General features: G+C 57.2%; 25 protein-coding genes. 11 read left to right on the forward strand and 14 right to left on the reverse strand.

Annotated features, from left to right (window positions below):
- The first annotated feature begins 12 nt into the window (after window positions 1-12).
- A complete protein-coding gene (locus NMK_RS02370; protein ID WP_109014154.1) occupies window positions 13-1350 on the forward strand; it encodes a TolC family outer membrane protein in 1338 nt (445 codons plus the stop codon).
- Window positions 1351-1371: 21 nt separating this feature from the next.
- Here NMK_RS02370 and NMK_RS02375 read toward each other — a convergent pair whose 3' ends face one another.
- The 7 genes from NMK_RS02375 to gloB all read right to left on the reverse strand — a co-directional run bounded on the left by NMK_RS02375 (window position 1372) and on the right by gloB (window position 9091).
- Window positions 1372-2220, reverse strand: coding sequence for a CheR family methyltransferase (locus tag NMK_RS02375; RefSeq protein ID WP_109014155.1), 849 nt, complete (start codon window positions 2218-2220; stop codon window positions 1372-1374).
- 33 nt (window positions 2221-2253) lie between these two features.
- A complete protein-coding gene (locus tag NMK_RS02380; RefSeq protein ID WP_109014156.1) occupies window positions 2254-3039 on the reverse strand; it encodes an enoyl-ACP reductase FabI in 786 nt (261 codons plus the stop codon).
- Window positions 3040-3064: 25 nt separating this feature from the next.
- Window positions 3065-3892: an ABC transporter permease gene (locus tag NMK_RS02385; RefSeq protein WP_109014157.1), complete on the reverse strand. Its 828-nt coding sequence runs from the start codon at window positions 3890-3892 to the stop codon at window positions 3065-3067.
- Window positions 3889-4908: an ABC transporter permease gene (locus NMK_RS02390; protein WP_109014158.1), complete on the reverse strand. Its 1020-nt coding sequence runs from the start codon at window positions 4906-4908 to the stop codon at window positions 3889-3891. Before NMK_RS02390 ends, NMK_RS02385 begins: the two co-directional genes overlap by 4 nt.
- On the reverse strand, window positions 4905-6539 hold the full coding sequence (locus tag NMK_RS02395) for a peptide-binding protein (RefSeq protein ID WP_109014159.1): 1635 nt from the start codon (window positions 6537-6539) through the stop codon (window positions 4905-4907). Before NMK_RS02395 ends, NMK_RS02390 begins: the two co-directional genes overlap by 4 nt.
- Before the next feature lie 10 nt (window positions 6540-6549).
- Window positions 6550-8238: a lytic transglycosylase gene (locus NMK_RS02400; RefSeq protein WP_109014160.1), complete on the reverse strand. Its 1689-nt coding sequence runs from the start codon at window positions 8236-8238 to the stop codon at window positions 6550-6552.
- Window positions 8239-8332: 94 nt separating this feature from the next.
- Complete coding sequence (gene gloB, locus NMK_RS02405; protein WP_109014161.1) at window positions 8333-9091, reverse strand: hydroxyacylglutathione hydrolase; 759 nt, start codon at window positions 9089-9091, stop codon at window positions 8333-8335.
- Here gloB and NMK_RS02410 point away from each other — a divergent pair.
- From NMK_RS02410 to rfbD, 7 genes are read left to right on the forward strand one after another with little or no spacing between them, the layout of a single operon-like run.
- Entirely contained in the window at window positions 9090-9815 is a 726-nt protein-coding gene (locus NMK_RS02410; RefSeq protein WP_109014162.1) for a class I SAM-dependent methyltransferase, read from the forward strand. The two genes, gloB and NMK_RS02410, sit on opposite strands and share 2 nt — an antisense overlap.
- Window positions 9808-10275, forward strand: a complete 468-nt coding sequence (rnhA, locus tag NMK_RS02415; RefSeq protein WP_109014163.1) for a ribonuclease HI — start codon at window positions 9808-9810, stop codon at window positions 10273-10275. The genes NMK_RS02410 and rnhA overlap by 8 nt, the downstream gene beginning before the upstream one ends.
- Before the next feature lie 50 nt (window positions 10276-10325).
- On the forward strand, window positions 10326-11027 hold the full coding sequence (dnaQ, locus tag NMK_RS02420) for a DNA polymerase III subunit epsilon (protein ID WP_109014164.1): 702 nt from the start codon (window positions 10326-10328) through the stop codon (window positions 11025-11027).
- Window positions 11020-12096, forward strand: a complete 1077-nt coding sequence (rfbB, locus tag NMK_RS02425; RefSeq protein ID WP_109014165.1) for a dTDP-glucose 4,6-dehydratase — start codon at window positions 11020-11022, stop codon at window positions 12094-12096. Before dnaQ ends, rfbB begins: the two co-directional genes overlap by 8 nt.
- A complete protein-coding gene (gene rfbA, locus NMK_RS02430; RefSeq protein ID WP_109014166.1) occupies window positions 12093-12971 on the forward strand; it encodes a glucose-1-phosphate thymidylyltransferase RfbA in 879 nt (292 codons plus the stop codon). Before rfbB ends, rfbA begins: the two co-directional genes overlap by 4 nt.
- Window positions 12971-13516 (forward strand): dTDP-4-dehydrorhamnose 3,5-epimerase, encoded by a 546-nt coding sequence (gene rfbC / locus NMK_RS02435; RefSeq protein ID WP_109014167.1) that lies wholly within the window; start codon window positions 12971-12973, stop codon window positions 13514-13516. The genes rfbA and rfbC overlap by 1 nt, the downstream gene beginning before the upstream one ends.
- Window positions 13513-14418 carry a dTDP-4-dehydrorhamnose reductase gene (gene rfbD, locus NMK_RS02440; protein ID WP_109014168.1) on the forward strand — a complete coding sequence of 302 codons (906 nt, stop codon included), beginning with the start codon at window positions 13513-13515 and terminating at the stop codon, window positions 14416-14418. Before rfbC ends, rfbD begins: the two co-directional genes overlap by 4 nt.
- 5 nt (window positions 14419-14423) lie before the next feature.
- Here the strand turns inward: rfbD and NMK_RS02445 are convergent, their stop codons facing one another.
- From NMK_RS02445 to NMK_RS02470, 6 genes are read right to left on the reverse strand one after another with little or no spacing between them, the layout of a single operon-like run.
- The gene (locus NMK_RS02445; protein ID WP_109014169.1) at window positions 14424-14861 is read right to left on the reverse strand and encodes a potassium channel family protein; all 438 of its coding nucleotides are present in this window, start codon (window positions 14859-14861) and stop codon (window positions 14424-14426) included.
- A 9-nt stretch (window positions 14862-14870) separates the two neighbouring features.
- Window positions 14871-15320 carry a 6-carboxytetrahydropterin synthase QueD gene (gene queD, locus NMK_RS02450; protein ID WP_109014170.1) on the reverse strand — a complete coding sequence of 150 codons (450 nt, stop codon included), beginning with the start codon at window positions 15318-15320 and terminating at the stop codon, window positions 14871-14873.
- Between the two features lie 26 nt (window positions 15321-15346).
- Complete coding sequence (locus NMK_RS02455) at window positions 15347-16270, reverse strand: histone deacetylase family protein (protein WP_109014171.1); 924 nt, start codon at window positions 16268-16270, stop codon at window positions 15347-15349.
- A gap of 26 nt (window positions 16271-16296) precedes the next feature.
- On the reverse strand, window positions 16297-17160 hold the full coding sequence (gene rsgA / locus NMK_RS02460) for a ribosome small subunit-dependent GTPase A (RefSeq protein ID WP_181376144.1): 864 nt from the start codon (window positions 17158-17160) through the stop codon (window positions 16297-16299).
- Window positions 17161-17475, reverse strand: a complete 315-nt coding sequence (locus NMK_RS02465; protein WP_109014172.1) for a hypothetical protein — start codon at window positions 17473-17475, stop codon at window positions 17161-17163. It lies immediately after the preceding gene.
- Window positions 17472-18722: a M48 family metallopeptidase gene (locus tag NMK_RS02470; protein ID WP_109014173.1), complete on the reverse strand. Its 1251-nt coding sequence runs from the start codon at window positions 18720-18722 to the stop codon at window positions 17472-17474. The genes NMK_RS02465 and NMK_RS02470 overlap by 4 nt, the downstream gene beginning before the upstream one ends.
- A gap of 60 nt (window positions 18723-18782) precedes the next feature.
- On the opposite strand from NMK_RS02470, the gene orn reads away from it, so the two are divergent.
- Window positions 18783-19331: an oligoribonuclease gene (gene orn / locus NMK_RS02475; RefSeq protein WP_109014174.1), complete on the forward strand. Its 549-nt coding sequence runs from the start codon at window positions 18783-18785 to the stop codon at window positions 19329-19331.
- Window positions 19332-19397: 66 nt separating this feature from the next.
- A complete protein-coding gene (gene glgP / locus NMK_RS02480) occupies window positions 19398-21953 on the forward strand; it encodes an alpha-glucan family phosphorylase (RefSeq protein ID WP_109014175.1) in 2556 nt (851 codons plus the stop codon).
- Window positions 21954-22073: 120 nt separating this feature from the next.
- On the opposite strand, the gene glgA is transcribed toward glgP, so the two are convergent.
- Complete coding sequence (gene glgA / locus NMK_RS02485) at window positions 22074-23516, reverse strand: glycogen synthase GlgA (protein ID WP_109014176.1); 1443 nt, start codon at window positions 23514-23516, stop codon at window positions 22074-22076.
- Between the two features lie 111 nt (window positions 23517-23627).
- Here glgA and gnd point away from each other — a divergent pair, with 111 nt between their 5' ends.
- Window positions 23628-24539, forward strand: a complete 912-nt coding sequence (gnd, locus tag NMK_RS02490; RefSeq protein WP_109014177.1) for a phosphogluconate dehydrogenase (NAD(+)-dependent, decarboxylating) — start codon at window positions 23628-23630, stop codon at window positions 24537-24539.
- The last annotated feature ends 2 nt before the right edge of the window (window positions 24540-24541 follow it).

A 24541-nucleotide genomic window follows, 5' to 3' on the forward strand; every position in this document is an offset into this window, starting at 1 on the left:
TGAGGAGATTTTATGAGCAAGATACGAAAAGCTTCCTGGCTGCCCAAGCTGGCTTGGGGCGGATGCCTGTTGGCAGTGGCCCAGTTGGCCGGAGCGGAAAGCCTGAAAGAAGCCGTCGACCAGACTGTAAAGAGCAACCCGGACGTGCTAGTGGACGTGCAGCAACGACTGGCGCAAGAGCACCAGGTCACGCAGGCAAAGGCGGGCTACTATCCCAAGGTTGATATGGCGCTCGGCATTGGCCGCGAAGGTAGCGAGAACATCTCGACCCAACCCGGCGACAAGACCTTGTGGCGACGTGAATCCAGCCTGACCTTGTCGCAAATGCTGTTCGACGGCTATGCGGTCAAAAGCGATGTGGATCGCAGCGAAGCACGGTTGCAGGCTGCCGCTCACAAGGTCAATGCGACCTCGGAACAAATCGGCCTCCGTGCCGTCGAGGTCTATCTTGAAGTATTGCGTCGACAGGAACTGTTGGCGCTGACCCAGGAAAACCTGACTGCCCACGAGAAAACCTATCAGCAGATCAAATTGCGTGCCGATACGGGTATCGGTCGCAAGGCCGACCTGGAGCAGGCCGAATCCCGCCTCTCGCTGGCGCAGTCCAATCTATCGTCCGCCCAAGCCAATCTGCGCGAGGCGGAGATCAACTATCAGCGTGTTGTAGGCAAAATGCCGGACGGGCTGGTAAAGCCCGAGGATGTCCCATGCGAGCTTTGCCCGCCCACGCTGGACAACACCATCGATACCGCATATGCCAATCATCCGGCCTTGCGCTCGGCCATTGCCGAATACGACGCTGCATTGGCGCAGCAGCGCGGAGCGGACGCACCTTTCAAACCGCGCCTGAACCTGGACCTGGAAACCAGCCGCAACCGCAATCTTGCCGGTGTGGAATACCGCGACAACGACGCCTACGCCATGCTGCGCATGCAATACAACCTCTTTCACGGCGGCGTGGACAGTGCCAGGGTCCGAGAAACCGAGTATTTGAGCCAGGCTTCGCAGGCCGCGGTGGAACGTACCAAGCGTCAGATCGAAGAAGATACGCGCATGTCTTGGAGTGCGTTGGAAACCGCGAAGGGACGTATTCCTCTTCTGAAGGATCGCGTCGATGCCTCAACGATGACGCGAGATGCCTACATCAAACAGTTCAGCGTAGGGCAGCGTACCCTGGTGGACCTGCTGGATGCCGAGAACGAACTCTACAGCGCTCGCAGCGACTACGTGAACGGCTTGTATACCGAGCGCTTTGCGCGTTATCGCTTGATGGCCGACATGGGCAAGCTGTTGGATACATTGGGAGTGGCGCCGCGCGAGGAAGCCAGGATCGGCGATGAAGGGCGCTGATTGCCGAATTTCTGCTAGGAACTAGCTCTGGGCAATTGCCTTGGCTTGCTCGGACAGTTCATAGACTGTTTTTCCTTGCAGCCGAAACAAGTCCGACGCATGGTAAAAACTCTCCGAGTGCCCGGCGAAAAGTAATGCATCCTGGCGCAACGTCGGGACGAATTTCTTGAGTATCTTGTATTGCGTCGGCTTGTCGAAGTAGATCATGACATTGCGGCAGAAGATCGCTTCGAAAGGCCCTCTTGCATCCCAGATGTGGTCAAGTAAGTTTTGCCGCCTGAACGTGACCATGCTGCGCAATTCGCGGCGCACCCGCAGCACGTTTTCGCCGTCTACCTCATCCTTGACGAAAAACTTATCCAGCGTTTCTGCCGGAAGCTTGTCGAGTTTGTCCCGGCTGTAGATCCCGCTTTCGGCTTTTTTCAGTACTTGGGTATCGATGTCCGTCGCCAGGATTTGCACGGGTGGGCGGAAATTGCCGAACAAATCCACCATCGTCATGGCCATGGAATAAGCTTCTTCACCCGTGGATGCCGCCGAGCACCAGAGTTGAATCGGTTGGCGCTGGGAGACTTTCTTGATGTGATCAGCCAGGATGGGAAAGTGATGCTGTTCCCGGAAAAAAGAAGTCAGATTGGTTGTCAGCGAATTGACGAAGGCTTCCCACTCGGCATCGTTGCCATGCAGAAATTCCAGATAGTGACTAAAAACATTGAAGCCGTTGATGCGGAGTCGCCGCGCGAGGCGGCTATAGACCAGATCGCGCTTGGCATCGCTCAGTGCAATACCGGCGTAATCGTAGATGAGCTTGCGGATGCGTTGGAAATCCTGGTCTGTAAAAAGAAAATCGCGTGCGAGTTCGACGGACATCCGATAACAGACCAGGCTGGGGGCGCGGTGCGCTTAGATGTTGCCGGCAGCAGTGATGTTGAAGCCGCCGTCTACGTAGGTGACTTCGCCGGTAATGCCGCTGGCCAAGTCGCTGCACAGGAAGGCGGACGCGTTGCCGACTTCTTCGATGCTGGCACAGCGGCGCAGCGGGGCATGCGTTTCGTAGAAGCCGATGATGCGGTCGAAACCGCTGATGCCCGAAGCGGCCAACGTCTTGATCGGACCGGCAGACACAGCATTGACGCGGATGCCGCGTGGACCAAGGCTCTGCGCCATGTAGCGAACGTTGGCTTCCAGGCTGGCCTTGGCCACGCCCATGACGTTGTAGTTGGGCAGGGTGCGTTCGGCGCCGATGTAGCTGATGGTGAGCATGCTACCGTTGCGGCCTTCCATCAGCGGCATGGCGCCCTTAGCGAGTGCCGAGAAGCTGTAGGAGCTGATGTCGTGGGCGATGCGGAAGTATTCGCGGTCGACCTTTTCCATGTAGTCGCCGTCCAGGGCATCCTTGGGCACGAAAGCCACGGAGTGGACCAGGATGTCGAACCCGTCCGTCCAGCGTGTCTTGAGCGACTCGAACAGGGCGTCGATCTGGCTGTCTTCGGCCACGTCGCAAGGCAGCACGATATCCGTGCCGAATTCTGCGCCGAACTTCTTGACTCGATCCTCGAAACGTTCGGTCTGGTAGGTGAAGGCGAGTTCAGCGCCTTCGCGCTTCATGGCCTGGGCGATGCCGTAGGCGATGGAGCGATTGCTGAGCAGGCCGACGATAAGGGCGCGCTTGCCCGTTAAGAATCCCATGAAATCTCCCTGAATTTGAAACGACTTAAGCGTTGATTTTTGCAGAACGCGGGTCTAGCGCATCGCGCAGCCCTTCACCAAGCAGATTATACCCCAGCACGGTGAGCAGAATGGCGAGGCCGGGAAACAGCGACAGCCACCAGGCGAATTCGATGTATTCCTTGCCATCGGTCAGGATGTTGCCCCATGAGGCTTGCGGCGGCTGTACGCCCAGCCCCAGGAACGACAACCCGGATTCGACCAGTACGGCACTGGCGACACCGAGCACGAAGCTCACGATGATGGGCGTAAGGCTGTTGGGCAGCAGATGGCGAAAGATCAAGCGCCCGTTTTTCGCTCCCAGCGTTTGTGCTGAGAGCACGTATTCCCGTTCGCGCAGACTCAGGAACTCTGCACGGACCAGGCGGGTGACACCCATCCAAGAAGTTAGCCCGATCACCACCATGATGTTCCAGATCGACGGCGACAGGAACGCGATCACGGCGAGGATGAGGAAGAACGTCGGGATGGACAGCATGACATCGACGAGGCGCATGATGAGCACATCGACCCAACCGCGATAAAAGCCTGCAATTGCACCCAGGATGACGCCGATGACGGTGGCAATGCCAACAGCCACGAAACCGACCAATAGCGAGATGCGAGCGCCGAACAGCATGCGCGAAAACACGTCGCGTCCCAAGCCGTCGGTGCCCATCCAGTGGGCGGACGAGGGGGCGAGCAGGATCGATTTAACGTCGATGGCGTCCGGGTCGTAGGGTGCGATGAGCGGCGCTAGCAGTGCCAGTATCAGGATGGTGAGAATGATGGCGAAGCCCCAGCGCGCCAATTGATTTTGCAATACGGCTTTCAATGCATCACTCCTCGCCGCACGCGGGGATCGGCCCAGGCATAGGCGACGTCTGCCAACAGGTTGCCGACGAGCGTGAGCGCGGCACCGATGGTGAGGATGCCCATGATGACGGGGAAGTCGCGCATCAGCACGGCGTCGTAGAACAGCTTGCCCATGCCGGGAATCGCAAACAAAGACTCCGCGATGACCGAGCCGCCGATCAGACCGGGAATAGAGAGGCCGAGCAATGTGATCAGCGGCAGCATGGCGTTGCGCAGGGCATGACGATAGACCACCGTATTTTCGGGCAGACCTTTGGCGCGCGCCGTGGTGATGTAGTCCTGGTGCAACACGTCCAGCATGCCGTTTTTAACGAAGAGCGAAATGCCCGCCAAACCACCCAGGGCCGAGATGAACACGGGAATCGCCAGATGGCGGAAGTAATCCCAAAGCTGGCCGAACCAGCCCATTTTTTCGTGTCCCAGGCTGTGCAGGCCGGAAATGGGCAGCCAGTTATGCGCTACGCCCAGCCAGTACATCATCATCAAGGCCAGCCAGAATCCAGGCACGGCAAAGCCGACGAAGACGAACACCGTAATGCCTCGGTCTGCCGGTTTGTTGTGGTAGAGCGCCGATAGCACGCCGAGCGGTAGAGCTGCCACGATGATCAACACCAGGCTGAGCACATTGATTAGCAGGGTTACCGGCAGCGCATCCTGGATGAGTCCTTTTTGCACGTTGCCGTGCTCGTCCTGTTTTTCCCAGAATACCGGACGCTGATGGCTGGCGAAGGAGTTGCCGAAATCGAGCTTCACCATGCGTTCCAGCCAATAGCCGTATTGCTTGATGACCGGTTCGTCGAGGTGGTAGAGCTTGCGCAGCTTCTCGCGCGACTCTTCGCTCGCCTTTGGATTGAACGCGGCTTCGGTTGTCGTGATGTCGCCCGGCGCGAGATGCATGATGAGGAACGAAATCAGGCTGATGCCGACCAGGAGCGGCACCATCCAGAACAGACGTTTCAGCAGGTAGCGCATCATCGGTCGCTGATCTCCGTGCGGCGCAAGGGCGTGGGTATATACCACTGCTCCGAATTCCAGCCGATACCGGCAGGCGGTGCGGGGTTGTCGATACCTCGAATGCGCTTGCTGATGGCGGGCAGGCCGTAGCCTTCGAACAGGTATACCACCGGGCTGTCTTCGAGCAGGAGGCGTGAGAACTCGTGATAGATCTTCATGCGCTTGTCCGGGTCGAGTTCCAGCCGGCCTTGCTCCAGTAGTTTGTCTACTTGCGGGTTGTTGTAGTTGATGAAGTTGAACTGGCCTGGTTTGTTTTGGGATGAATGCCAGATGCTGAACTGGTCGGGGTCGAGCGATAGGCTCCAGCCCAGCACGACCACGTCGAAATCGCCGGTCTTGATATAGCGCCCCAGGAAACTGGCCCACTCCAGAACGCGGATTTTGACGTCGATGCCGATTTCCTTGAGGCGGCGCTGGATGAGCACTGCACTCATTTCGCGCTGCTTGTTCTGGTTGGTGAGGATTTCGAACGACAAGGGCTTGCCGTCGCGGTCCAGGATGCCGTCGCCATCGTGGTCCTCGAAGCCGGCTTCTTTCAACAATTGCTTGGCTTTGTTGGGATCGTAAGGGTAGGGCTTGAGCTGCGGATTGACCCAGCGCGTGCCGGGTTTGTAAGGCGCAGCAATGGGCTCGCCCAGACCCAGCAAGACGCCGTCGATGAGCTCCTGCTTGTCGATGGCGTAGTTGATTGCGCGGCGCACGCGTACATCGTCGAACGGCGCATGCTTGAGGTTAAACCCGAGATAGGTGTAGCCGTTGCCGAGCTCCTTGTAGAGCGCGATGCGTTTGTTGAGCTGCGGACGTGCCGGGACGATGCGGGCGTACTGGATCGGGTTGAGGTTCATCACGTCGATGTTGTCCGCCATCAACTCCAAAAACTGAGAAGCTGGGTCGGGGATAAAACGTGAGACCAGGCGGTCGATGCGCGGCGGGCCCAATACCGAGTGATCGTTGCGGACCAAGGAAATCCGTTCGCCGTTTTTCCATTCGTCCAGCTTGTAGTAGCTACTGCCGATAGGGTTGCGGGCGAAGGGCGTGTTGTTGATGTCCTGGCCTTGCAGCAGATGCTTGGGCAAAACTTGCAAGCCGGCCCAGGAATCCAGCGCAGGAGCATAGGGCTGGCCGTAGGTGACTTTGAATGTCAACGCGTCCGGCGCTTCTGCTTTTTCCACCAGTTTGTAATCGGCGCCGTAAGGGGTGCGCGTCTTGTCGTCGGTGACGAGCTTCCAGGTAAACAGCACATCTTCGCTGGTGAGCGCTTGGCCGTCGGCCCACTTGAGATCGGGTTTGAGGTGAAACGTGATGGTGCGCTGGTCGGGAGAAACGTCCCACGACTTCGCCAGTTCGCCTTCCAGTTCCAGGTTGCGGTCGTATTTCAGTAGGCTATTGAAGATGTGGCTGGCGACGGCCGATGCCGCGGATTCGCCAGCGATCATGGGAATCAGGCCTGATGGCTCGCCGGACATGGCGTCCACCATGGTGCCGCCCGATTCGGGAGGAAATGCGGCATCCAGATTAGCTGGTGGAGCATTGTTGCTGCCGCAAGCCGCGAGCAGGGCCAGCAGGATGCCGATGCAAAGTGCGCGCGGCATAAGCAAGGAGTTAAGCGTCTTCTTTGATGATGATCAGGGTACGGCCCGGTACCAGCGCACGCTTGCCATTCAGGTTGTTCCAGCGTTGGAGGTCGCTGGTTTCAACCTTGAACTTCTTGGCGATGCTGGCGAGGGTTTCTCCGCGTTTGACCGTGTAATGCGATTTTGATTTCGCTGCAGCAACCTTGATCGGTTTTCCAGAGGCTTTTTGAGCCTTCTCGGCTTTGGCCGTCATGGACTTTTCGGCCTGCTTGTCGCCACGCTTGACCACGGTCGTCACGGCCAGCATCTGGCCGTTTTTCAGCTTGCTGCCGGCGTTGAGATGGTTCATCGCCATCAGCTGTTTAGGATTCATCCCGAAGCGTTTGGCGATGCCCGGGATACTGTCACCCTTATGGACGGTGTATTTCGTCGTTTTGATGGCGGGGGCATCAGGCTCGACTGAGGGTGCGTTCTCTACCAGGGTGAGCTGCGCATCGGGATCGATATCGCCTTTGGCAGGTACCAGCAGCGCCTGGTTAGGCTTGAGGCGGCCCTTCGCGGGCAAATCGTTGACGTCCCGCAGTTCGGCCACGCTGATGCCGAACTTGTTGGCGATGGCTTCGATGCGCTCGCCGCGTTTCGTCTCGTAGGTCTGCCAACTCACCAAGGGTTTGTTGTAGTTGGCGAGATTGGTTTCGAACTCCTGGTCCTTGCCCACTGGCAGCAGGATTTCCTGCGACGGACCTTTGCTGGCCAGGATGGGGCGGTTGGACGCCGGATTGAGCGAGGTGAACTCTTCTACCGACACGCCGGCCAACTTTGCAGCGAGGTTGACGTCGATCTTGGCCGGTGCCGTAACCTTCGTGAAATAAGGCTGGTCGGGGATGGACTGGATGTTAAGCCCGTACTGTTCCGGATTGTCGACGATGTTCTTGACGGCTTGCAGCTTGGGAACGTAGTTCCGGGTTTCCGGCGGCAGCGGCAGGCTTTGGTAATCGGTCGGCAAACCTTTGCGGCGGTTGTATTCGATGGCGCGTTGCACTGTGCCTTCGCCGGCGTTGTAGGCCGCCAAGGCGAGTTCCCACGTGCCGAACATGACATGCAGCTTTTCCAGGTAGTTCAACGCGGCATTGGTGGCGGCGGTGACGTCGCGGCGATTGTCGGTCCACCAGTTCTGCTTGAGCCCGAAGTTCTTGCCGGTGGACGGCACGAATTGCCAGATGCCCGAGGCCTTGCTGGTGGAGTAGGCCACCGGATTGAAGGCACTTTCGACCATGGGCAACAAGGCCACTTCGGTCGGCATGCCGCGCTTTTGCACTTCTTCCACAACATGGAACAGGTAGCGCTTGCTGCGGGCAATCATGCGTTTGACGTAATCCGGCCGTGCTGCATACCAGGATTCGTGCACGGAAGTGTAGGGCGAGTTGAGCGTCTGCATGCCGTATCCGTTGCGGATGCGCTGCCACAAATCGCCGCTGCTGGCCTGGTCGGCATCCGGCGCATTACGCAGCATCAGGTCCATTTGCAGGCCGTCGTCGCTGTAGGTGCTCAGGTTGGGGCCAATGTTCTCGCTGGCCGTTTGACTGACCTGGGGAGTATTGCTGTTATCGTCTGAGGAGTTGCTTGAAGAGGCCGGATCGGCATCCGCCATAGCGACGGCGCTGGATGCGAACAATGCGAGGAAAAGCAGGTTGGATAACGGGCTTTTAATCATCATTCGTAGGGCCGGTGAAGAAACTCGGCGCAGTTTACCGGCCGAGCTCAGTCCCGTCAAGGCGAAAGGATGACCCTGTTTTTATATATCCACTTGATTAATAATTGTTTTTAAGTGTCCTGATGGCGCTGAATATTTCCGCGGCGGTATTGGTCGCGAACCCATGTTCTTGCGCTGCCTTACGAATGGCTGGGGTATGGCAGCGCAAGAAGGGATTAGTTGCTTTTTCTACGGCGATGGTGGACGGCAGGGTGGGATTGCCTTGGTCGCGCTGCAGCTGATCGCTGGTCACTCGGCGCATGAGTTCGGCATTGTCCGGGTCGATCAGGCGGGCGAAACGCTCGTTGGCCAATGTGTATTCATGGGTGCAATAGACCTGGGTTTCGTCAGGTAGCGCAGCGAGTTTTTGCAGGGATCGGTAGAGGTCTTCGGTATTACCGTCGAAGATGCGGCCGCAGCCGCAGCCGAACAGCGTGTCGCCACAGAAAAGGGAATTTCCGCCATAATACGCCACGTGTTTAGAGGTGTGGCCGGGTACGTCCAGCACGCGGAAATCCACGGGTAGATGAGGCAAGGTAACAACATCGCCTTCGCCTACGCCCTCGAATGAAAACGCTAGGTTTTCATGGCGAGGCGCATATACGGGAACCTGCGAGTGCCGAAGCAACTCTGGAACGCCGACTACATGGTCATCGTGGCGATGTGTAATCAGGATCGCTGAGAGGACTAGTCGGTGTTGGCGGAGGTAATCCTGCACCGGTGCAGCATCTCCGGGATCGACGACTGCTGCATGGTTTCCATGCGTGATCAACCAGATGTAATTGTCGCTAAAGGCAGGTACGGGAACGATATTCATGGCTTCAATCATAAGCGAATCCGACTGGCTTGCGACTCCTTTGGGCGATTATGTGTTGTCCTGCGAGCAGAAATTATTTGACAGCGCCGTCGTCAATATCTTCGGTTTCAACGCCGTCCAGCTCGGACTGCCTAACATCGATCTTCTGCGCAATAGCCGCATTCCTTACCGGATTTCCGCAGGTGTTCAGTCCGGTGCGCTGTGTTGCGATTTCGACCGCCTGCCGCTGGCCTCGCATAGTATCGATCTCATGTTGTTGCCGCATGTGCTCGAGTTTGCGCAAAACCCCCACCAAACCTTGCGGGATGCCGTCCGTGCCTTGGTGCCAGAAGGGCACCTCATCATCAGCGGTTTCAATCCGGTGAGCTTGTGGGGGCTGCGGTATCTTTTCGGCAAGCATGAAGACTTGCCCTGGAACGGCAAGTTTATTTCATTGATGCGTATGAAAGATTGGCTGGCGCTGCTCGATCTTGAAGTGGTCGCTGGTCGCATGGCCTGCTATGCTCCGCCGCTCAGAAACCAAAAGTGGCTGGCCAAGTTCGACTGGATGAATCGTGCTGGCGACCGCTGGTGGCCGATGATGGGCGGCACCTATTTTCTGGTGGCTAAGAAACGGGTTGCCGGTATGCGACTGATTCGACCGCAATGGGGCAGCCGCAGCATTGCGCAAGTGCTGGTGCCGCGACCCACGCAAAAGGAATTCCATAAGACAACGCATGAGTGAAGAACAATTAATCGAAATTTTTACCGATGGGGCTTGCAAGGGTAATCCCGGCCCCGGCGGATGGGGCGCTTGGCTCCGTTACGGCTCGCATGAAAAAGAGTTGTTCGGCGGCGAGGTATTGACCACGAATAATCGTATGGAGCTGTTGGCCGTGATCAGGGCGCTCGAGGCGCTTAAACGTCCCAGCCGTGCACGCGTCGCGACCGATTCCCAATATGTGCAAAAAGGTATCAGCGAATGGATCAAGGGCTGGAAAGCCCGCGGATGGCGGACAGCCAGCAAGGAGCCGGTCAAGAACGCAGATTTGTGGCAGGAACTCGATACTCTGGCGAACAAGCACCAGATCGAATGGATGTGGGTCAAGGGGCATGCCGGGCACGAAGGCAATGAACGTGCGGATCAATTGGCAAACCGCGGTGTGGAAACTGTGCTGGCACAGCGGGTAAAATCCGGCGGATAAAATACTAAAGATCAAGGGGGAGACCGCCTGTTTGGCAACAGGCGCGCGCAATGAGACAAATATTTCTCGATACTGAAACGACCGGCCTCGACCCGGCGCAAGGACACCGCATCATTGAAGTGGCCGCCGTAGAGGTGATCAATCGACGCCTGACCGGCAATCATTACCACGTGTATATCAATCCAGAGCGCGATATCGATGCCGGGGCACAAGCCGTACACGGCATTACGCTGGAACGCTTGCAGAACGAACCCAAGTTCGCCGAAATCGCCCATGAGTTCCTGGATTTCATCGGCGACGCCGAGTTGATTATCCACAATGCACCGTTCGATCTGGGGTTCCTGAACCACGAACTCGGCATGCTGGAGCTCGGCAAGATCGGCAACGCGATCATCGATACCCTGAAAATGGCGCGGGAGATGCATCCAGGTCAGCGCAACAATCTGGATGCACTGTGTAAGCGCTACGGCATCGACAACTCCAACCGTACGCTGCACGGCGCCTTGCTGGACGCCGAATTGCTAGCCGATGTCTACATGGCGATGACCCGCGGTCAGGACAGCCTGATCATGGAAATAAGTCTGGAACAAGCGGTGGTGGAAGAAACCGTCTTCGTTCGGCAAAGCCCCCTGAAGGTCATCGCAGCGAGCGCGGAAGAGGCGGAGGCGCATCAGCAGTATCTAGCCAGTCTGGACAAGGCGGCTGGCGGCACAGCCGTATGGCGGCAATTCGAAGCGAGCAATAATGAATAATAAAATCATCGTCACAGGCGGTGCCGGTTTCATCGGTGCTAATTTCGTATTGGATTGGATCGACAATTGCGATGCTACAGTCATCAATCTCGATAAGCTGACCTATGCGGGCAACCTGGAAAACCTGGCTTCTCTAGAAGGTAACCCGTCTCATATCTTCGTCCACGGCGATATCGGCGACCGAAAACTGGTGCAGCAGCTCCTCGTCGAGCACCGGCCGCGTGCCGTAGTGAATTTCGCGGCTGAAAGCCATGTCGACCGCTCGATCCATGGGCCGGAAGATTTTATTCAGACCAATGTTGTCGGCACCTTTCACCTGCTTGAAGAAGTTCGGGCCTACTGGAACGGGCTGGACGATCAGGAGAGGTCCGATTTCCGCTTTTTGCATGTTTCCACTGACGAAGTGTACGGCTCGCTAGGCAAGGACGATCCGGCATTCAAAGAAACCAACCGATACGAACCCAATAGTCCATATTCGGCCTCCAAGGCAGCTTCCGACCATCTGGTGCGGGCCTACCATCACACCTATGGCTTGCCGGTGCTCACTACCAATTGCTCCAACAACTACGGTCCGTATCATTTTCCGGAAAAACTCATTCCTTTGGTGATCCACAACGCTCTGGCTGGAAAACCTTTGCCTATTTATGGCGATGGCCAGCAAATTCGCGACTGGCTCTACGTTAAGGACCACTGTGCGGCAATCCGGCGCGTTCTGGAGGCCGGCGAAGTGGGTGAGACTTATAACGTCGGCGGTTGGAACGAAAAGCCCAACATCGAAGTGGTGCAGACCTTGTGCGATATCCTGGACGAATTGTCTCCGCGTGACGATGGCAAGTCCTATCGCGAGCAAATGATTTTTGTCACTGATCGCCCCGGCCATGATCGACGCTATGCCATCGATGCCACTAGGCTCGAGCGCGAACTGGGCTGGAAACCTGCCGAAACCTTCGAGACAGGGATACGCAAAACCGTGCAGTGGTATCTCGATCATCAGGATTGGGTCCAGCACGTGACCAGCGGTGAGTACCGCAGCTGGGTCGCCACCAACTACGCCGAGAGAACAAAATGAGAAAAGGCATCATCCTGGCCGGCGGTTCCGGCACGCGGCTTTATCCGGTTACGCAAGTCGTTTCGAAGCAGTTGCTGCCGGTGTACGACAAGCCCATGGTGTACTACCCCCTGTCGACGCTGATGCTGTCCGGAATCCGCAACATCCTGCTGATTTCCACGCCGCAAGACACTCCGCGCTTTTCCGAACTGCTTGGCGATGGCAGCCAGTGGGGTCTGAATATCAGCTACGCAGTGCAGCCTTCTCCCGATGGCTTGGCGCAAGCCTTTATCATCGGTCGCGAATTCATTGGTCGCGATCCCAGTGCATTGGTGCTGGGCGACAATATTTTCTACGGTCATGACCTTGGGCCCAGCTTAAAGCAGGCGGGCGAGCAGGCCGAGGGCGCCACCGTGTTTGCTTATCCGGTACACGACCCGGAACGCTACGGGGTGGTCGAGTTCGATGATGTCGGACGCGCTATCAGTCTTGAAGAAAAACCCAAGATGCCGAAATCTCGCTACGCCGTCACCGGATTGTATTTTTACGACAATCAGGTGATCGACATTGCAGCCAATCTCAAGCCTTCGCCTCGCGGTGAGCTCGAAATTACTGATGTCAACAAACAATACCTGGCGCAAAACCAGTTGAACGTCGAACTCATGGGGCGCGGCCATGCGTGGCTGGATACGGGCACCCATGAATCCCTGCTGGAAGCCTCCTTGTTCATCGAAACCATCGAGAAGCGCCAAGGGCTTAAGATCGCCTGCCCGGAAGAAATCGCCTACCGCATGGGGTATATCGATGCGGCGCAAGTGGAGAAGATTGCAGGGTTGTACGGCAAGAACGGCTACGGGCAGTATCTGAAGCGCATGCTGACAGAGAAAGTTTTTTAATGAGGATTATTCCTACCGAAATCCCCGATGTCCTTCTGCTTGAGCCCAAGGTGTTCGGCGACGATCGAGGATTTTTTTTCGAGAGTTATAACGAGAACCAGTTTTTTGCAGCGACCGGGCTGCGCCCGCGTTTCGTGCAGGACAACCATTCACGCTCGGCCAGGAACGTATTGCGTGGCCTGCATTACCAGATTCGCCAGCCGCAGTGTAAATTGGTGCGCGTAGTGGCTGGGGAGGTCTTCGACGTCGCAGTGGACTTGCGAAAATCGTCGCCAACTTTCGGACGATGGGCTGGAGCCTTGCTTTCTGCCGAAAACAAGCGTCAGCTCTGGATTCCGGAAGGGTTCGCCCACGGCTTTCTAGTGTTGTCGGAAACTGCAGATTTTCTCTATAAAACCACCGACTTTTATGCCCCTGAACATGAGCGTTGCGTTCAGTGGGATGATCCTGCTATCGGTATCCAATGGGCATTGCAAGGTGAGCCGATGTTGTCTGCCAAGGATGCCCAGGGCGTTAGCTTCGCCGATGCGGAGCATTTTGAGTGAAAACGATTTTATTGACGGGTGCCAGCGGGCAGGTAGGATGGGAGTTGCAGCGTGCCTTGGCGCCGCTGGGTCGTGTCGTTGCACCTTCCAGCGCAGTGCTGAACCTGGCGGATACTGACAGTATCCGACGCGTCATCCGCGAGGTGCGTCCTCATCTCATCGTCAATTCTGCGGCCTATACCGCTGTTGATCGCGCCGAATCCGAGCCGGAGCTGGCGATGGCTGTCAACGGGACTGCTCCGGGTATCCTGGCGGAAGAAGCCAAGCGCATACATGCCGGGTTGGTTCATTACTCGACGGACTATGTGTTCGACGGCACCAAGCCTGGGCCGTATCGCGAGACCGACCCTACGCATCCCATGGGTGTCTACGGCAGCACCAAGCTGGCAGGCGAAGAGGCCATACGGGCTGTCGGCGTGCCGCACCTCATTTTTCGCACGAGTTGGGTCTACGGCGTGCGCGGCAGGAATTTCGTGCTGACGATATTGCGGCTGGCCAACGAACGCCACGAATTGAGCGTCGTTGATGACCAGATCGGCACGCCTACATGGAGTCGGTTGATTGCTCAGACGACCGCGCTGACGTTGTCGCAACGCGATATCGAAGAGGTTTCCGGAACGTATCATCTCAGCGCCGGAGGCTCGACCTCATGGCATGGCGTGGCTTGCGCCGTCATCGAGGAATATCGCGCCCGCCGGGAATCGGTCGGCTGGCCGGTGTTGCGCTTGCAGCCTCAAAATATCTTTCCCATCAGTACCGATCAATATCCCACGACTGCGCAACGCCCAGCGAATTCGATGTTGGATAACGGCAAGCTCGCCAAGGTGTTCGGGTTGGCGCTGCCGGATTGGCGAGCCAGTTTGCAGATGGCATTGGACGACGCTGCAACTATCGCTTTATAACCGCCTTAACCAGCCGTTCCCGATTCGTTCCAGAATCGCTCCATGGCGATGTAGGTGTAAGACGCCGACCAACCGATCAGCAGCAAGCCGTTGAGCGCTTCCACCCCGGCAAGCAAGCGCAGGTCGCCGCCCGGCACTACGTCACCGTACCCCAGCGAAGTGTAGGTTTCCGCAGAAAAATAGAAGCAGGTATGGAAGGAGAACTTGCTGGCTTCTGCGAGTCTTCCTAGTCCTTCGAACCGGACGAGTACATACACCGTTGCCGCATACAGCAAAATCTCGAGGGCATGCGCGAGAAACATCGTAAAGATGACGGCGATCAGCTTGGTCCTGGGCGGAATCCTGAGTGCAGGCAAAGTGGCGGTCAACCCGCGCAATACTTCGTAATGGATGATGGTGGTCGAGATCAGCAGTGCCGCACAAAAGCCGATGACGATCAGCATAAGATTTAATTAATCGGCGTTGCGCAGGGCGTCGGCCCAGCTATTGGGCGTTTCGAACAGGCGTACCCGCTCCAGCCGCAAGTGGTTGCCGTAGGTGTCCTTGTAGCTTGCATCCAAGATGCGGAAAGCTTCTGCAGCCATGTTCTCGGCGGTGGGGACGCTATTCATGACCACCGTCTTATGATCGGGCATGGTCTTGAGGAAATCCAGTACAGCCGTATCGCCCTTGTAGACGAGGAAGGCATGATCCCACTTGTCGACCACTTGCTGCCGCGCAATGGCTTTGACGTCCGAGAAATCCATCACCATGCCTTGTTCCGAAGCCCCTTCGTTCTGGATGATGTCCCCGGAAAGCGTAATTTCGATCACGTAGCGATGACCGTGCAGGTTGCGGCACTGGCTTTTGTGGCTGGGAATGCGATGACCGGCATCGAATTCAAGTCTGGTGGTGATTTGCATGATGCGCTGATTATACCAGCCTGGCTTTATAGGCCGGACAGGGTTCTGACGTGGGCGGCTGCCGCATCGGCCAGCGAGGTAAGATCGTAGCCGCCCTCCAGTGAGGAGACGATCCGGCCTTGTGCATGGCGCTGAGCCACATCCATGACGAATTCGGTCACCCAGATGTAATCGTCGCGGACCAGCCGCATCCCACCTAGCGGATCGTCCAGATGCGCATCGAAGCCCGCGGAAATGAATATGAGTTCCGGCGCAAACTCGTCCAATGCCGGCGCGAATTCTTTCTCGACGACAGCCCGAAATTGTTTGCCGTCGGTCCCCGAAGGCAGAGGCACATTGATTATGCGCTCGGTGCGGCTATCTTCTCCGCGGAAAGGGTAGAGCGGAGACTGAAAGGTCGAGCACAACATGACCTTGGGGTTATCGCGGAAAATGTCTTCCGTGCCGTCACCGTGATGCACGTCGAAGTCGATAATGGCGGCACGTTGGATGCCATAAACGGCCATGGCGTGAGCAACACCGACGGCGACATTGTTGAAAATGCAGAAGCCGCCGGCATGGGCGCGCCCCGCATGATGTCCCGGGGGACGAACGCAGCAGAAGGCGCTACGGGCTTTACCGGTCATGACTAGATCCACGCCTAGGGTCACGGCCCCCGCCGCATGCTGAATGGCGGTCAGGGTCATGGGACCCATGGCAGTGTCTTGGTCAAGATGGACGATGCCTGCGGGCGGGGCGAGGTTACGAATACGCCGGACGTATTCCCGGTCGTGCACACGCTCCAATTGTTCGTCGGTAGCCGCTGGTGCATCGTGATGTTGCAGGTAATCGTAGATATGGGCCGCCATCAAGCGATCTTTAATGGCCGAGATACGTGCGGGAGATTCCGGGTGATGGCCGTCCATCACGTGCAGTAGAGTATCCGGGTGGCTGATGAAGGCGGTTGGCATGCTAACCGTGTTTCAGGCTTAGTGTTTCAAGCGGGGTGGTCGATGAGTTGATGGTAGCACGACAATCTGCCCGTGGTCACAGCACCGGCCTCGATGGCTTCGTGCACGGCGCAGCCGGGTTCGCTGCGGTGGCGGCAGTCGCTGAATCGGCATTTGCCCAGGTAGGGGCGGAACTCCAGGAATGCATATTCGATTTGGTCCGGTGTGATGTGGGCCAAGCCGAATTCCTGCAAGCCAGGGGAATCGATCAGCTGACTTGCCGCGTCGAGATGATAGAGCCGCGCGGCCGTCGTCGTGTGCTTGCCGCTGTCGAGCGCGGAGGAAATCTCGCCGGTCCTGGCCTGGGCATCGGGCAGCAACGCATTCACGATGGTCGATTTGCCCATGCCCGATTGCCCGACCAATACGCTGGTTTGGCCGTGTAGATGAGGGAGCAACGGTGCAATGTCCTGCTTGGCTGAGAGCGGGAGAACTTCGTAGCCCAGACGCTGGTAGAGCGACAAGCGAGCCATGGCTTCAGCGCTTTCCGGCAAGTCGGCCTTGTTGAGCACGATCAGCGGCCGGATGCCTTCGGATTCGGCGGCGACCAGGCAACGGTCTACCAGCTCAGGATAAAAGCTGGGCTTGGCCGCTAGGACGATCACGATTTGGGTGACGTTTGCTGCCAGCAGCTTTTTGCGGAATTCATTGCTGCGATAGAGTAGGCTGGAGCGCGGCAGGAAGTTTTCCACCACGCCTTCGCCTGGGCCGGTGGGTTTGATTTCCACTTTATCGCCGCAAGCGAGTTCGCTTTTCTTCCCGCGCGTCACACAACTGACGATGACGCCGTCGTGCAATTCGACGTCGTAGCGTTTGCCGTGCGCGGCAACGATCAGGCCGTGCTGCAGCAATTATTTAAAATGGTAGTAGGTTTGATTGAGGTAGGCCGCGACGTGCATTTCTTCATCCTCGAACCACTTGAGGTTGAGGTTGGTTTCGCAGGTGCGGATGCGGGCCAACAAACCCTTGGCGTCTTTGACGATACGATCCTCGCGCGTGTACACCGACGAACCATCGCCGCCGAAACTCGATACATGGCATGAGGTGCAGTTTTGCTGCACCATCTTCTTGCCGATTTTTGCATCGCCTGCGGCAAAAGGGTCGGCGTGGGCCGATAAGGAGGCCAGTAGTAATGCCAGCAGGGCGAAGCGAGTGTTTTTTATCATGCGGCCGCCAATTTTTCCAGGTGAGCCACGCGAATGCTCGCGGGCGGGTGGGAATCGTAAAACGCCGAATGCAGAGGGTCGGGCGTCAGCGTAGACGCGTTGTCGCGATACAGCTTGACCAAGGCCTCGACCAGATGACGAGCGCTGCTGTGCTGGGCGGCGTATTCGTCGGCCTCGAATTCGTTGCTGCGGGCAAAGGCGGCAAACACCGGGCGCAGCAGGAAGGTAAGCACCGGGCTTACTAGCAGCAGGAGCAGCAGCGCCATGTGGTCGCTCGGCGTTTGCACGCCGAGGCCGGTGTAGAACCAGTCGGTCTGCTTGAGCCAACCCAGTAACGCCAGCCCGGCGAAGCTCACAGCGAACATCATGACGATGCGCTTGATGACGTGGCGACGTTTGAAATGCCCCAACTCGTGCGCCAGCACGGCCTCGATTTCGTCTTCGTCCAGGCGTTCCAGCAAGGTGTCGAAAAACACCACGCGCTTGTTGGCGCCGAAGCCGGTGAAATAGGCGTTACCGTGGCTGCTGCGACGCGAGCCGTCCATGACGAACAAACCCTGAGATTTGAATCCGCATTTGGCGAGCAGGGTTTCGATGCGCGACTTCAGCGCGGCATCGGTCAGCGGCGAGAATTTATTGAACAGCGGCGCGATGAAGGTGGGGTAAATTGCCAGTACGAGCAGGTTGAATACCGCCCATACGCACCACAGCCACAGCCACCAGTAGTTGCCCGCGGATTTCATCAGCCAAAGCGCGGCGAACAACAGTGGCAGCCCCATGACAAGGCCCACGATGGCGTTCTTGACCAGATCCTGGAAAAACATCGCCGGCGTCATTTTGTTGAAGCCGAAGCGCTGGTCGATGGTGAAGGTCTTGTAATAATCGAACGGGATTTCTGCAATGCTAGTGATCAATACTGCGGAGAGAATCACTGCTACACCTGCAAGCATGGGATGAGAGGCGACGGCGCCTTGCCAAAACGTATCGATGGCTTGTAGCCCGCCACCCAGGGTCAACAACAGGAGCACGACGGCGCTGGTGGCAGTTTCTTTCAAATTCAGCCGGGATTTTGCAACGCTGTAGTCGGCCGCTTTTTGATGCGAGTCCAGGGTGATGTCCTGAGCGAACGCGCTAGGTACCGCATTGCGATGCGCCAGCACATGCGCGATTTGTCGACGCCCCAGCCATTGCTGCATGAAAACGGTGACGGCGAGAAGGGCGATAAATAGGGCTGTGAAGGCGGTCATGAGTTAATTTTGAGTTAAAATCTCAAGGATTTTGAATAACAATCGCGGAGAAGGTTCATTATGGCACAGGATAACGACAATCTGATATGGATCGACCTGGAGATGAGCGGCTTGCAGCCTGATTCCGACCGGATTCTGGAAATGGCGATCATCGTCACCGACGTCCATCTCAATACCATCGCCGAATCGCCTGTGCTGGTCGTGCACCAGTCCGATGAAGTGCTGGACGGCATGGATGCCTGGAATAAAGGCACGCATGGCAAGTCCGGCTTGATCGACAAGGTCAAGGCTTCTACCCTGACCGAAGCCGAAGCCGAAGCGCAGATGATCGAATTCCTGAAGCAGTACGTACCTGCGAGCAAGTCTCCTATGTGCGGTAATTCCATCTGTCAGGATCGACGCTTCCTGGCGCGCTACATGCCCAAGCTCGAGGCCTATTTTCACTACCGCAACCTAGACGTGAGCGTATTCAAGGAACTGGCCCGCCGCTGGCGCCCCAAGCTCTACGACGGCTTCAAGAAGGCTAGCAGCCATACGGCAATGGCCGATATCCTCGAATCCATCGAAGAACTCAAGTACTACCGCGAGCATTTTCTCCGCATGGAATAACCTTAATGTGGGTTAAGCGACGGAGCGCAGCCGCGAACTCAACCACACTCCAGGCAGGAGGTGGTCATGAAAAGCGGCAATATGTTCTCCATCGAGGTGGTTCCCGCCATACCGCGCAAGCTCTCCCGGTTGGAAGAGCTTGCGGGCAACCTCTGGTATAGCTGGGACCGCCCCACACGCAGCCTCTTCGCCCAGCTGCATCCCAAGCTATGGTCTGTCGTCGGGCATAATCCCAAGGTATTTCTCCGGCGTGTCGATGAGCAGCGGCTGCAAGATGCCGCTGAGAATCCGGCCTTTCTTATCCAGTACCACCGCGTGCTGGCCTCCTACGATAGCTACCAAAACGCGCCGCCCATGCTGGAAGGGCAGGAGCCCTACCCCAAGGGCGAGCTGATCGCTTATTTCTGCGCCGAATTCGGCCTGCACGAAAGTTTCCCTATCTATTCGGGCGGCTTGGGCATATTGGCCGGAGATCACTGCAAGGCGGCGAGTGATCTCAACCTGCCGTTTGTGGCGGTCGGTTTTCTCTACCGGCAAGGTTATTTCACCCAACAGATCGATGCCGACGGCAATCAGGTGGTGCATTACGTAGCTGCCGATTTCGACGATCTGCCTGTGGTGCCTGCCATGACTCCCGATGGCAGGGAGGCTCAAGTTTCAGTGGAATTGCCTGGACGGGAAGTGCATGCCAAGGTGTGGCAGGCACGTGTCGGCCATATCTCGCTCTACTTGCTCGATACCGATCTGGAGATCAATTCAGAGGCCGATCGCAATATCACCTACCAACTCTACGGCGGCGACCGCCACATGCGAATCCAGCAGGAAATCCTGCTCGGGGTTGGCGGGGCGAGAGCGCTGGAGGCAGTTGGTCAAACACCTACGGTATGGCACATCAACGAAGGCCATGCGGCTTTCCTGGTGCTCGAACGTATCCGTAAATTGGTGGCAGAAGGGCTTGATTTTGCTGCTGCGCTGGAGGCGGTCGCGGCGAACACGGTGTTCACCACCCACACGCCAGTCCCTGCCGGTCACGATCATTTCGATTACGAAATGGTCATGGAATATTTCAACCATTTCTGGCCGCAGTTGAATGTCGATGCCGAACGTTTTTTCGACCTGGGGCGCGATCCGGACAATCATCACGTGTTTAACATGACCTCCCTCGCAGTACGCGGGTCGCGCTACCAGAACGGGGTGTCGCGAATTCACGGCCAGGTTTCGTCGGGAATCTGCCGCAAGCTGTGGCCGCAAATCGATCCCGAAGACAACCCGATGGACTACATCACCAATGGGGTGCATGTGCCGACGTTTTTAGCTCTGGAATGGGCAGAGCTGTTCGACCGGCATTTGGGCGGCGAATGGCGTAACCACCTGCACGACCCGGAGTTCTGGGAGCGCATCGACGATATTCCTGACCAGCAATTTTGGAGCGTACGGCTATCGCTCAAGATGCAACTGCTCTACAGCATCTGTCATCGGCTTTCGGCCCAGCACGCCCGCAACCACGGCAGCGAAGCCCACCTGGATCGTCTGCTCAAGTATTGCGATACCGATAACCCCAACGTGCTGACCATAGGCTTTGCGCGACGTTTTGCGACCTACAAGCGCGCCAATCTACTGTTCCAGAATCTCGACTGGCTGCGAGAGATCACGAGCGGCAAGGAAAGGCCGGTACTCTTCATCTTTGCCGGTAAAGCGCACCCGGCCGATGCGCCAGGTCACGACTTGATCCGCGAGGTGCATCGCGTGGCGAACATGCCGGAATTCGAAGGCAAGGTGTTGCTGGTCGAGGGGTATGATTTGGGGTTGGCCAGGCGATTGGTTGCAGGGGCGGATGTCTGGCTCAATACGCCGGTTTACCCCATGGAGGCCTCAGGAACTTCCGGCATGAAGGCGGGCATCAACGGGACCTTGAATCTGTCGGTGCTGGATGGCTGGTGGGGCGAGGGGTATGACGGGAGCAACGGCTGGGCCATCAAGCCCGCGCCGGACCATTTCGACGATGCGGCCAAGTATCGGGAAGATGCGCGAACGCTGTATGAGATCTTGCAGGACCGCGTAATGCCGGCGTTCTACAGCCAGAACAAGATGGGATATTCGCCGCAGTGGGTGCGGATGGCCAAGCGCTCAATGGCGACGATTATTCCGCGCTTTAGCGCAACGCGGCAGGTGCGGGAGTATGTCAGTAAGTTTTATCTGCCAGCCGGACGGCAAGGAGCTCGGTATGCCGATAAAGGCTTTGTCGCCGCCAAGACGCTGGCCGCCTGGAAGGCGCACGTGCTGGAACACTGGAGCGGTGTTTCCATGCGGCAAGTGGAGATGCCGCCTAAGCGCATCGGGTTCGGTCGTACCGTACGCATCGAGGTTGCCGTGCATTTGGGCGGACTGAAGGCCGAGGATATCCGGGTGGAATTGCTGCTGGCACGTACTTCGCAAATCAAGACCAGCACCAATCCAGTGCCGTTTCTGTTCGAATGCAAGCAAGTGTTGGATAACGAGCACCTGTTCGTGCTCGAAATGCAGCCCGAGCTGTGCGGCAAACTAAGCTATTTGATCCGTGCTTATCCTTACCATGAATTGCTCACACACCCGCATGAAATGGGCCTTATGGCCTGGTTGTGAGAAATTGAGGTAAAAAAAGGGGCGCTCGAGGCGCCCTTGAGGGAGGAGATGGGCTAGGAGATAGCCTGCTGAGTCTTAAGCAGTATCCATGCCATCTTTTTCTCCCGTTTTTGGCTGAGGCTAGAGGCCGCGATAGATATCCAGATATTTTTTGGCACTGGGCGTCCAGCTGAAATCCTGCTTCATGCCGTTGTGCTGCAATTGCGCCCAGGATTTGCGGTCGTGGAAGAGCGCAATGGCACGGCGAATAGCGGCCATGAATTCTTGCTCATTGGCATTTTCGAAGACGAAACCCGTGGCCTTGCCGGCCTTGAGCGCGCCTTCGTCGGTATCCTGAACCGAATCGGCCAACCCGCCTGTACGCCGCACTACCGGCGGTGTTCCGTAAGCCAGGCCGTACATCTGGTTGAGACCACACGGCTCAAAGCGCGAGGGCATGAGAAAAATATCCGAACTCGCCATGATCTGGTGCGACAACCCTTCGTTGTAACCAATCGTCGCGCTCATGCGGCCTGGATAGGCCTTGCTAAGCTGGGTGTAGCCGTGTTCCAGCCAGGCATCCCCGCTGCCCAGTAGGGCGATCTGGGCGCCTTCGTGGATAAGCGTGGTTGCGATATTGAGCAATAAGTCCAAGCCCTTCTGGCTCGCCAATCGGCTGACCACGGAGAGCAGGGGCGCATTCGCGTCCACATCCAATCCCAGACGATTTTGCAGCGCTTCCTTGTTGGCGCTTTTTTCCGCAAGACGTGACGCATCGTAATTGCAGATCAGGTGCGGATCTATCGAAGGGTTCCATTCATCCGTATCGATGCCGTTCAGGATGCCGTGCAGGCGTTGAGAACGCGATTTCAGCAAGCCCTGCATGCCGCATCCGTAAGCTTCTGTCTGAATTTCCTCTGCGTAGGTGGGACTGACTGTGATGATGGCATCCGAGTAATAGACCCCAGCCTTCAGGAATGACATCTGGTCGTAGTATTCCAGGCCATCTGTTTGGTAGCTTTGGGGCGGAAGGCCGAGCTTGCCGACCCACTCCGGGCCGTAGTTCCCCTGGTAAGCCAGGTTGTGGATTCCCAGCACCGTTTTGGCGCGGGTTGTTCTAAAAAAGTGCAGGATGGCGGGGGTCAGGCCGGTTTGCCAATCGTTGCAATGCACGATATCCGGCAGCCAATCCAAAGGGCTGAACCCTGAGCTCAGTACTGCGGCGACATGCGAGAGCACGCCGAAGCGCAGCGGGTTGTCGATCCAGTCTTTGCCGAAGGTGTCCTGATAAGGTCCGCCATCCCGTTGATACAGGCCAGCGTGGTCAACCACATAGACCGGAACGCCGCTATCAGGCATTTCTCCTGCTAGTACGTTGACTGATCCCACTTGCGGAATGAAGTCCAGTTTCGTTAGGAAGGTGAGATTCTTCACCTTGGCCAGTACTTGCGGGTAGCCGGGGATCAAAAGGCGTGCGTCAACTTTCTGCCGCCGCAAAGCCGCAGGCAACGCGCCGGATACATCGGCAAGCCCTCCGGTTTTCACGAGAGGATAAGCTTCGGATGTTGCTACGAGGATGCGCAAAAGGACTCCGGAAGGTGTTGTTCTGTATAATGGCGGTATTTTTTGATTCGATGATACCCGTTGCTTCCGCGGCTGGGCAAGGGTACCAATCCAAGCATTTTGGAGAGCTCCATGAAGATTGGGATGGTAGGACTAGGCCGCATGGGCGGCAACATGGTGCGTCGCATGCGACGTGCCGGACTCGAGGTGGTGGGCTATAGTCGCGAGGCCGAAGTCAACCGTAAATTGGCTGATGAAACCGGCATGATTCCGGCGGATTCGCTGAAAGATGTCGTTGCAAAGCTGGATGCGCCGCGCGTCGTCTGGCTCATGCTGCCGGCTGGTGAGGCTACCGATGCGGTGGCGGAACAGATGAAGCAGATGTTGCAGCCTGGGGATGTGTTGGTAGACGGCGGCAATTCGCACTACAAGGATTCGCAGCTGCGCGCCATCGAGATGAAGTCGGCCGGGCTGTCTTTTGTGGATGTGGGCACTTCAGGCGGTGTCTGGGGGCTTGCCAACGGCTATTCGCTGATGGTGGGCGGAGAGAAAGAGGCCGTTGCACATGTGCAGCCTTTCCTTGAAGCACTGGCGCCTGCGCCCGATCAAGGGTGGCTGCATTGCGGCCCTAATGGTGCCGGCCATTTCACCAAGATGGTTCATAACGGCATCGAGTACGGCATGATGCAGGCGTATGCCGAGGGCTTCGCCCTGATGAAGGGTAAAACAGAATTCGATATGGATCTGGCTGCCATCGCCGAAGTGTGGCGCAACGGCAGTGTAGTGCGTAGCTGGCTGCTCGACCTGACGGCAGATTTTCTGTCCAAGGATCAGCAGCTGGATGCGATCGAACCATTCGTCACCGATTCCGGGGAGGGACGTTGGACGGTGATCGAATCCGTGGAGCAGGGGATGCCTGCCCCAGTCATGGCGACGGCTTTAATGGCCAGATTCGCCAGCCGGGGTGAGGGTGATTTCGCCAGCAGGATGCTGGCAATGATGCGCAATGGCTTTGGGGGCCATGCAGTAAAACAACGAGGTTAATT

Origin of the sequence: Novimethylophilus kurashikiensis (assembly GCF_003112435.1) — a bacterium.
GTDB classification, from domain to species: Bacteria; Pseudomonadota; Gammaproteobacteria; order Burkholderiales; family Methylophilaceae; genus Novimethylophilus; species Novimethylophilus kurashikiensis.

Excerpts from the sequence above, each read along its gene's own strand:
- NMK_RS02370 (WP_109014154.1), top strand. The coding sequence starts at position 13 with ATGAGCAAGATACGAAAAGCTTCCTGGCTGCCCAAGCTGGCTTGGGGC.
- NMK_RS02375 (WP_109014155.1), bottom strand. The coding sequence starts at position 2,220 with ATGTCCGTCGAACTCGCACGCGATTTTCTTTTTACAGACCAGGATTTC.
- NMK_RS02380 (WP_109014156.1), bottom strand. The coding sequence starts at position 3,039 with ATGGGATTCTTAACGGGCAAGCGCGCCCTTATCGTCGGCCTGCTCAGC.
- NMK_RS02390 (WP_109014158.1), bottom strand. The coding sequence starts at position 4,908 with ATGATGCGCTACCTGCTGAAACGTCTGTTCTGGATGGTGCCGCTCCTG.
- NMK_RS02395 (WP_109014159.1), bottom strand. The coding sequence starts at position 6,539 with ATGCCGCGCGCACTTTGCATCGGCATCCTGCTGGCCCTGCTCGCGGCT.
- NMK_RS02400 (WP_109014160.1), bottom strand. The coding sequence starts at position 8,238 with ATGATGATTAAAAGCCCGTTATCCAACCTGCTTTTCCTCGCATTGTTC.
- NMK_RS02410 (WP_109014162.1), top strand. The coding sequence starts at position 9,090 with ATGGCTTCAATCATAAGCGAATCCGACTGGCTTGCGACTCCTTTGGGC.
- gloB (WP_109014161.1), bottom strand. The coding sequence starts at position 9,091 with ATGAATATCGTTCCCGTACCTGCCTTTAGCGACAATTACATCTGGTTG.
- rnhA (WP_109014163.1), top strand. The coding sequence starts at position 9,808 with ATGAGTGAAGAACAATTAATCGAAATTTTTACCGATGGGGCTTGCAAG.
- dnaQ (WP_109014164.1), top strand. The coding sequence starts at position 10,326 with ATGAGACAAATATTTCTCGATACTGAAACGACCGGCCTCGACCCGGCG.
- rfbB (WP_109014165.1), top strand. The coding sequence starts at position 11,020 with ATGAATAATAAAATCATCGTCACAGGCGGTGCCGGTTTCATCGGTGCT.
- rfbA (WP_109014166.1), top strand. The coding sequence starts at position 12,093 with ATGAGAAAAGGCATCATCCTGGCCGGCGGTTCCGGCACGCGGCTTTAT.
- rfbC (WP_109014167.1), top strand. The coding sequence starts at position 12,971 with ATGAGGATTATTCCTACCGAAATCCCCGATGTCCTTCTGCTTGAGCCC.
- NMK_RS02445 (WP_109014169.1), bottom strand. The coding sequence starts at position 14,861 with ATGCTGATCGTCATCGGCTTTTGTGCGGCACTGCTGATCTCGACCACC.
- queD (WP_109014170.1), bottom strand. The coding sequence starts at position 15,320 with ATGCAAATCACCACCAGACTTGAATTCGATGCCGGTCATCGCATTCCC.
- NMK_RS02455 (WP_109014171.1), bottom strand. The coding sequence starts at position 16,270 with ATGCCAACCGCCTTCATCAGCCACCCGGATACTCTACTGCACGTGATG.
- NMK_RS02465 (WP_109014172.1), bottom strand. The coding sequence starts at position 17,475 with ATGATAAAAAACACTCGCTTCGCCCTGCTGGCATTACTACTGGCCTCC.
- NMK_RS02470 (WP_109014173.1), bottom strand. The coding sequence starts at position 18,722 with ATGACCGCCTTCACAGCCCTATTTATCGCCCTTCTCGCCGTCACCGTT.
- orn (WP_109014174.1), top strand. The coding sequence starts at position 18,783 with ATGGCACAGGATAACGACAATCTGATATGGATCGACCTGGAGATGAGC.
- glgP (WP_109014175.1), top strand. The coding sequence starts at position 19,398 with ATGAAAAGCGGCAATATGTTCTCCATCGAGGTGGTTCCCGCCATACCG.
- gnd (WP_109014177.1), top strand. The coding sequence starts at position 23,628 with ATGAAGATTGGGATGGTAGGACTAGGCCGCATGGGCGGCAACATGGTG.